This window comes from Streptomyces sp. MK37H, from assembly GCF_018035285.1.
GTDB classification, from domain to species: domain Bacteria; phylum Actinomycetota; class Actinomycetes; order Streptomycetales; family Streptomycetaceae; genus Streptomyces; species Streptomyces endocoffeicus.
In genome coordinates this window covers 24,658-31,487 of record NZ_JAAAYH010000057.1, presented here as the reverse complement: position 1 = coordinate 31,487, position 6,830 = coordinate 24,658, and the positions used below count along the sequence as shown (strand labels likewise).

Here is a 6,830-nt window from a genome sequence, read left to right as displayed (position 1 = left end):
TGTCCGCCGAGTTCATCGCCGCGATTCTGGGGGTGGAGGTCGGAGCCCCGTTCGGCCCGTTTCTGCCCGTCGATCTCGGCAACGGCGTGACGCTCGACTACTACGAGAAGCGCGACGAGCCCATACAGCCGCAGCACTACGCGTTCCTCGTGCCCGATGAGCAGTTCGACGCCATGATCGCCCGCCTGGAAGCGGTCGGCGTCACCTACTACGCCGACCCCAACCACACCGACCCCGGCCGGATCAACCGTCTCTTCGGCGGCCGTGGCGCGTACTTCGACGATCCCAGTGGCCACAACATGGAGATCATCACCCGGCCCTACATCCGCCCCTAGCCACCGGCCCCGGCCACGAGGGGCATCTCAGCCACAGGGGGCGTCCGAAAGGGCGCCCCCGCCGGGCCGTACACCCGCGCGGCGCCTGAACCACCATGGGCTGGGGGATGCGTAAGGGGGGCGCATGATGGGCGAGCCGACGGCGCGGGCGCGAGTCTGCCCCTCTGGACGCGGGATGGCGGCAACGCCCCCGCGCTGCCCGGTCCGATGCTCGGAGCGGTGGGCATCGTACTGGCCACGTTCGGAGCGTGGCTGGCGGTCCACGCCACCGCCCGCCACCGCCGCTCCACGGGCCCGGCGCCGGCACACGGCTGCCCGCCTTCGCCGAGGAGGTGCTGCACCGGGCGCTGACAAGCGCCCGGTGCAGCGGCTGACCGCTCAGCGATCCGCCCGTACGCCGGTCAGACCCGTCTGCCGCCGGGCGGCGTCCACGGTCTGTGCCAGCAGGACGGCGATGGTCATGGGCCCCACCCCGCCCGGCACCGGGGTGATCAGCCGGGCGCGCTCACACGCGGCATCGAAGTCGACATCGCCGATATTGCCGGGGTTGTATCCGGCGTCGATCACCACGGCGCCCGGCTTGATGTCCTCGCCACGGATGAGCCGGGGCCGGCCCACCGCCGCCACGACGACATCCGCTTCCCGGAGCACCGCGCCCAGGTCGGCGGTCCTGGAGTGGCAATACGTCACCGTCGCGTCCCGGGCCAGCAGGAGCATTCCCACGGGCTTGCCCAGGATCGGACTACGGCCCACCACGACAGCACGCCGCCCCGCGAGCTCGACGCGATACTCGTCCAGGAGGCGCATGATGCCTCCCGGAGTGCATGACGCGAACCCCGGCAACCCGAAACTCATCGCCCCGAAGGAGCTCATGGTGACGCCGTCGACATCCTTCTCGGGAGCGATGGCCTCGAACGCCGCCCGCTCATCGATATGAGCCCCGACGGGATGCTGCAGCAGGATGCCGTGCACTTCGGGGTCCTGGGACAGAGAGCCGAGGGTGTCGACCAACTCCGGGGTCGTCGTGGTGGTCGGCAAGGCGACGAACCGTGATGCGATCCCCGCCTTGGCGCAACGGGCGCGCTTCATACGGACATACGTGGCCGAGGCCGGATCCTCGCCCACCAGCACGGTTGCCAGGCAGGGGGTGATTCCCGTGCGTCGAGCGATCTCCGAAGCGTGGCCCGCCGCTTCCGCCACGATGCGCCGGGCAAGACCGGCGCCATCCATGAGCTGGGCCGTCTGTGTCGAGGACAAGGTCGCCTCCCAGGCGTTACCGACTACTCGCCCAGGCGCACGGCATCGACCCGATCGTCAGGCCGCTCCCCGGTGGTGCTCCACCTCAGCGCCAGTCACGGCCCGGACACCACTGTAGGGCACCCCGGACGGCCTTTGCCGGGCGTTTTTCTCCCCCTTTCCCGCCGCCATCCACCAGGCGTTTCCCCGCGGATGAGCGAATGCCACCCCTGGCCGGGCCATGATCCGATGCCCCCTAGACTGTCTCGCAATCCTCACGTTGATCGGAGCACGACATGCGTCGCCTTGCCCTTGCCCTCCTGGCATGTTCAGCCCTCACACTCGCCGGGTGCGCGCAGGACTTTGACCGGGGCCCTGATGGGACAGTCACCGACAAGGTCAAGGACGGGAAGAAGTTCTACCTGGTCGTGGATCCGGCCAAGGGCGGCGAGGAGAAGAAGTTCAGGGTCAGCAAGTACGACTACCACGACTGCAACCGTGGCTCGAAGTACCCCAAGTGCGTTGATGACTAAGGGTCATTGAACCTGAGCGTACTCATCGTCGGCCCCGGCCGTCCGCGGTCGGGGCCGACGATGCTCCGTTTCACCCGTCGGCCGAGGCGGCCACGTCCGCGGCCGCCTGTCGTAGCGCGTGGCGGCATGCCGTGATCGCTGGGTGCCGGCTGCGGCCCCGGCGTACCGCGGTGAAGACACGGCGGGTGCGTTGGCCCCTGGGGAGCTGTCGCACCGCGACGGTCGGGGGCGCCCCGTTCCATACGAGGCTGGGGAGCAGGGCGGCGGCATGGCCCTGCTCGACGAGGCGGAGATGGATCAGGAGGTCCGTGGTCTCGAACCGCGCATCGGGCTCGAAACCGGCGTTCCGGCACAGGGCCATGGCCCAGTGGCGGGCGGCCGTGCCCTCGGGCTCCATGGCCCAGGGATGGCCGACGAGCGAGCGCAACGACGCGTGGGGCCGTCGCCCTTGGGGTCGGGCCCGGTGTTGTTCCGCTCTCCGGCCGATGTGGGCAGTGCGAGGTGGAGGGGGTCATCGAGCAGATCCGCCTGCTCCAGACCGGGCGGCCGGGGGTTGGGATTGTCCGGGTACTCCTCGGCGACGACCAGGTCGAAATCGCGGGCCTGAAGCGCGGGGAGTGCCGTTTCCGGTTCCGGTGGCATCTGTGTGACGTGCACCCGAAGGCCGGGATGACGGTCGCGCAGCAGGCTTATGGGAAACGTTCGCTGGACCGATGGGAGGTGCGGGCCGCACGCTGGCTATGTGCCTGCATACGTTTCCTCCACCGCCGAGCCGCAGTGGTTCGCCCGGCCCGCCGCCCGGGCCTGGACCTGTCCTCCCGCCCCCACCGAGGTACGGGATTTCCACGCTGCCCTGTCCGGTTATGTCCCCACCCCGCTCACCGAACTCCCGCCGCTGGCCGCCGAATTGGGGGTCGAGCGGGTCTTCGTCAAGGACGAGTCGTGCCGTCTGGGCCTGCCCGCCTTCAAGGCCCTGGGCGCGTCCTGGGCCGTGCACCGCGCCCTCGCCGCACGGGCCACGCGCGGCGATGCCACCGCGCCCGTCACCCTGGTGAGCGCCACCGACGGCAACCATGGCCGCGCCGTGGCCCGGACGGCGCGCCTGCTCGGCCACCGCGCCCGGATCTTCGTGCCACGAGGTGTCCATCCGGAGGCCGTGGCGGCCATCGCCGCGGAGGGGGCGGAGGTCTCCCAGGTCGCGGGCGCGTACGACGAGGCCGTGCGCCAGGCGGCCGAGGCGGCCGCCGCACCGGGCGCGCTCCTGGTCCAGGACACCGCCTGGCCCGGGTATGAACAGATACCGGGCTGGATCGTCGAGGGCTACTCCACCCTCTGCGCCGAAATCGACGAACAACTGGCGGCCGCCGGAGCGGGGAAGCCCGGCCTCATCGCCATCCCGGTGGGCGTGGGTTCGCTGGCCCACGCCGTCGTCACCCACTACCGCAGCCGTCCGGGCGGGCCGCCGACGGCGCTGCTGTCGGTGGAACCCACGGCCGCCCCCTGCGTCATCGAGAGCCTCACACGTGGCGAACCGGTCAGCGCCACCACCGGCGAGACCATCATGGCCGGACTGAATTGCGGCACTCCTTCCAGCATCGCCTGGCCCCATCTGCGCGACGGGCTCGACGCGGCCATCGCCATCCCCGACACCGCGAGCGCCCGCGCGGTCGGCGACCTCGCCCGGCTCGGCATCTCCAGCGGCCCCTGCGGCGCCGCCTCGCTCGCCGGGCCGCGCGCCGCGCTCACCGGCGACGGCGCCGACGAGCGCCGCGCCGCACTGGGCCTCGGCCCCGCCTCCACCGTGGTGCTGCTGAGCACGGAAGGCAGCGCGGCCAACCCCGCCACCACGACCGCGGACACCTGAAGACCCATCCGCATCCGACCACTCTCGGGTCCAGCCGACCACCCTCGGGAGACAGAACATGACCGTCCCATCCCCGACACGATCACCGTCGACGGCCACCGACTGTGGCAGTCGCTGATGGACCTCGCCGAGATCGGCGCGTACGACGACGAGCACACCGGTCCGCGCGGGGTGAACCGTCTGGCCCTCACCGACGCCGACGCCGCCGGGCGGCGTCGGGTCATCGCGTGGATGGAGCAGGCCGGGCTGACGGTCCGGACCGACCGGATGGGCAACATCTACGGCCGCCGCGAAGGCACCGACCCCACGGCTGCCCCCGTACTGACCGGGTCGCACATCGACAGCGTGGCCACCGCCGGTGCCTTCGACGGCTGTCTCGGAGTCCTGGGCGGCATCGAAGCCGTGCGGACGCTCGACGAGCGGGGCATCAGCACCCGCCGCCCCATCGAGATCGGTGTCTTCACGGAGGAAGAAGGCGTCCGCGCGCCGACGCCGGCCTCGCCGCCGCCCGGATCGGCGTCCACCTGCGGTCCATGGTCGACCCCGGGGCCTACGGCGAGCTGCGCGCCACCGTCGGCCACCTGGCCGTCCACCCGGACCTGACCAACATCGTCCCGGCCCGCGCCGAGCTCACCGTCGACCTGCGCACCCCCGACGATGCCCGGATGGCCCGCGCCGAGGAGGACCTCGCGGCCTTCCTGCGCACCCTGGAGGACGGCACGCCGGGGCTCACGCTCACCACCCGGCGCATGGCCAAGACCGCGTACGTTCCCTTCGACGAGCGCGTCCAGAAGGTCGTCGCCCAGGCCGCCGACGACCACGGCCTGGCACACATCTCCCTGCTCTCCGGCGCCGGACACGACGCCCAGGAGATCGCCGCGCTCTGTCCCACGGCCATGATCTTCGTGCGCGGTGAGTACGACGGCATCAGCCACAACCCCCGCGAGTACTCCACCCCCGAAGCGTGCACCCACGGTGTCGACGCCCTCGCCACCACCCTCCTCCGGCTGGCCACGCAAGGCCCGCCGTGACGGGTGTGACGGTCAGCTGAGCAGCGCGGCGAAGCGCCGCGCGAAGAGATAGGCGTCGCCGGGCCAGCGGGCGGAGAGGTAGCTGCCGTCCTGGACGACGAAGGCGGGGGTGTCGTCGGTGGCCGTGCCACGGCGCCGCAGCTCGACGGGCCCGCGTTCGAACTGGGCGGGGTCGTCCAGAGCGGCGACGACCTCGTCCTGGACGTAGGCCGGGTAGGTGCGGTAGTAGCGGCCACGGCGCCAGGCCGTGAGGTAGTACGCGGTCCGCTCCATGTAGCCGGGCAGACAGGTGGTGCGCCGGTCGGCGAGGAGACTGCGGCCAGTGTCCGGGTCGCGGGTGCGGGCCAGGGCGAGAACACCGTGGCATATGGCGCCCACCGGGCGGTCCAGCCGCCAGAACTCCGCGATCTTCTCGCGCAGGAGGTCGGAGCCGAGGTACTGGCGCATCCCGGGCGCGTGGCCGCCGGGCAGGATCAGCCCGTCGTACGTCTCGGGCCGGAGGTCCGCCCACGCCACGGGGTGGCGGAAGGCGGCCTCGCCGGTGAGTTGCTCGTAGAACTCCTTGGGCTCGGGCTCCGCGCCGAGTTGCCCGAAGAGCACTCCGGTGAGCAGCAGCGGATCGGCGGCCGGTGGACCTTCGCCGTGTTCGGTGGCGAACACCACCTCATGGCCGAGGTCGGTCAGCAGCTTCCAGGGCACGGCCACCTCGGTGACGTCGAAGTCCCGGTCGGGCAGCGGCAGAAGGATACGCACGAGGACTGCCTACCACAGGAGCCACGGCCGTCCGCGGCCGGGTGGTGGTGGCATGGCGGTGGCCAGGACCGGCTCCCCTGCCCCGGCGCATGTGCCGGAGCAGGGGCAGGGACGGGGCCGCGGAGTGGCTACGCGGATTACTTCCAGATGGAGTCGACCCACTCCGGGTGGTCGATGAACGGGTTCCGGTTGTGCTGGAAGCTGTCGTAGATGACCTCGTTGCGGTTCTTCTCGAAGTCGTCGGGCGGGTCCTCGGCGCTCCACTTCTTCAGTACGGAGAGACGGCCGATGTTGGGCGCGGAGCCGTTGTCGACTTCGTCGTTGGGCTCGAGGTCGGGGAAGCCGTCGTCTCCGTCGTAGCGGACGGCCATGTACAGGATCATCCGGGCGATATCGCCCTTGACCTGGTCACGCGGTTCGAAGGAGTCGTCGTCGGTGCGGTTGCCCGGGGCGTCGGGCACCTCCTCGCCGCCATTGTCGAAGTCCTTGTTGCCGCGGGTGCTGTTCACCTTCACATTGGCCGGGCGCAGGTGGTGCAGATCGGTGCCGGGCCCGGTGGCCGTGCCGAAGTCGCCGTGCGACTTCGCCCAGACGTGCTCGCGGTTCCAGTCGTCGGGGTCGCTGCCATTGGCGTCCTTGGCCTGGGAGCGGCCGGAGTAGAGGAGGATGACGTTCGACGGGTTGTCCGGGTCCTCGTCCGTGGACTTCAGCGCGTCCCACACCTCGTCGTAGGACAGCTTGGTCTGCTCGCTGATGATCGTGTGCAGCGCCGCCTTCAGCTCCGGGCCGCTCTTGCCCGTCGCGTCCTGGTAGTAGTCGTCGGGCGCCTGCACGGCCGTGGGCCGGGTGGTGTCCGCCGTGGCGGGTGTGTTGGCGGCGGCGACCGAAGGGGCGGCCACACCGGCCGCGGCCACGACGGCCAGCAGAGGAAGGCGCCGTGACCGGCGCGCGCGAGTGGACATGATGTGGGGGGGTGTCCTCTCCGAGACGAGTACCCGGACCGCCAACTGGCGCCGCGAGTACGGATGTTCAAGGCACAAGCTCTCGGAGACTCGCATGTGTGACGCCCGAACGCGTG

At 71.1% G+C, this 6,830-nt stretch carries 9 protein-coding genes and 1 riboswitch; of the genes, 5 read left to right on the top strand and 4 right to left on the bottom strand.

The features are described from left to right. Nucleotides 1-335, top strand: a 335-nt coding sequence (locus GWI24_RS11470; protein ID WP_210945800.1) for a VOC family protein, incomplete at its 5' end; no start/stop codon positions are given. Between the two features lie 378 nt (nt 336-713). On the opposite strand, the gene GWI24_RS11465 is transcribed toward GWI24_RS11470, so the two are convergent. After that, nucleotides 714-1,592: a bifunctional 5,10-methylenetetrahydrofolate dehydrogenase/5,10-methenyltetrahydrofolate cyclohydrolase gene (locus GWI24_RS11465; protein ID WP_281789690.1), complete on the bottom strand. Its 879-nt coding sequence runs from the start codon at nt 1,590-1,592 to the stop codon at nt 714-716. Nucleotides 1,593-1,614: 22 nt separating this feature from the next. Continuing rightward, a riboswitch (ZMP/ZTP riboswitch) is annotated at nt 1,615-1,701 on the bottom strand. A gap of 166 nt (nt 1,702-1,867) precedes the next feature. Between GWI24_RS11465 and GWI24_RS11460 the strand changes: the two genes are divergently transcribed. Further along, the gene (locus GWI24_RS11460) at nt 1,868-2,104 is read left to right on the top strand and encodes a hypothetical protein (RefSeq protein WP_086885525.1); all 237 of its coding nucleotides are present in this window, start codon (nt 1,868-1,870) and stop codon (nt 2,102-2,104) included. Between the two features lie 70 nt (nt 2,105-2,174). Here the strand turns inward: GWI24_RS11460 and GWI24_RS46150 are convergent, their stop codons facing one another. After that, a complete protein-coding gene (locus GWI24_RS46150) occupies nt 2,175-2,501 on the bottom strand; it encodes a LysR substrate-binding domain-containing protein (protein WP_374103293.1) in 327 nt (108 codons plus the stop codon). A 345-nt stretch (nt 2,502-2,846) separates the two neighbouring features. On the opposite strand from GWI24_RS46150, the gene GWI24_RS11450 reads away from it, so the two are divergent. The 3 genes from GWI24_RS11450 (at nt 2,847) to GWI24_RS11445 (ending at nt 4,999) form a co-directional block, all read left to right on the top strand. Further along, on the top strand, nt 2,847-3,968 hold the full coding sequence (locus tag GWI24_RS11450) for a diaminopropionate ammonia-lyase (protein WP_308343616.1): 1,122 nt from the start codon (nt 2,847-2,849) through the stop codon (nt 3,966-3,968). A gap of 117 nt (nt 3,969-4,085) precedes the next feature. Next, complete coding sequence (locus GWI24_RS46140; RefSeq protein WP_281789685.1) at nt 4,086-4,571, top strand: M28 family peptidase; 486 nt, start codon at nt 4,086-4,088, stop codon at nt 4,569-4,571. Then, nucleotides 4,502-4,999 (top strand): M20/M25/M40 family metallo-hydrolase, encoded by a 498-nt coding sequence (locus GWI24_RS11445; RefSeq protein WP_281789683.1) that lies wholly within the window; start codon nt 4,502-4,504, stop codon nt 4,997-4,999. The genes GWI24_RS46140 and GWI24_RS11445 overlap by 70 nt, the downstream gene beginning before the upstream one ends. Before the next feature lie 12 nt (nt 5,000-5,011). On the opposite strand, the gene GWI24_RS11440 is transcribed toward GWI24_RS11445, so the two are convergent. Then, nucleotides 5,012-5,752, bottom strand: coding sequence for a type 1 glutamine amidotransferase domain-containing protein (locus tag GWI24_RS11440; RefSeq protein ID WP_210945798.1), 741 nt, complete (start codon nt 5,750-5,752; stop codon nt 5,012-5,014). A gap of 137 nt (nt 5,753-5,889) precedes the next feature. Beyond that, nucleotides 5,890-6,714: an endonuclease I family protein gene (locus GWI24_RS11435; RefSeq protein WP_210945797.1), complete on the bottom strand. Its 825-nt coding sequence runs from the start codon at nt 6,712-6,714 to the stop codon at nt 5,890-5,892. Nucleotides 6,715-6,830: the final 116 nt, after the last annotated feature.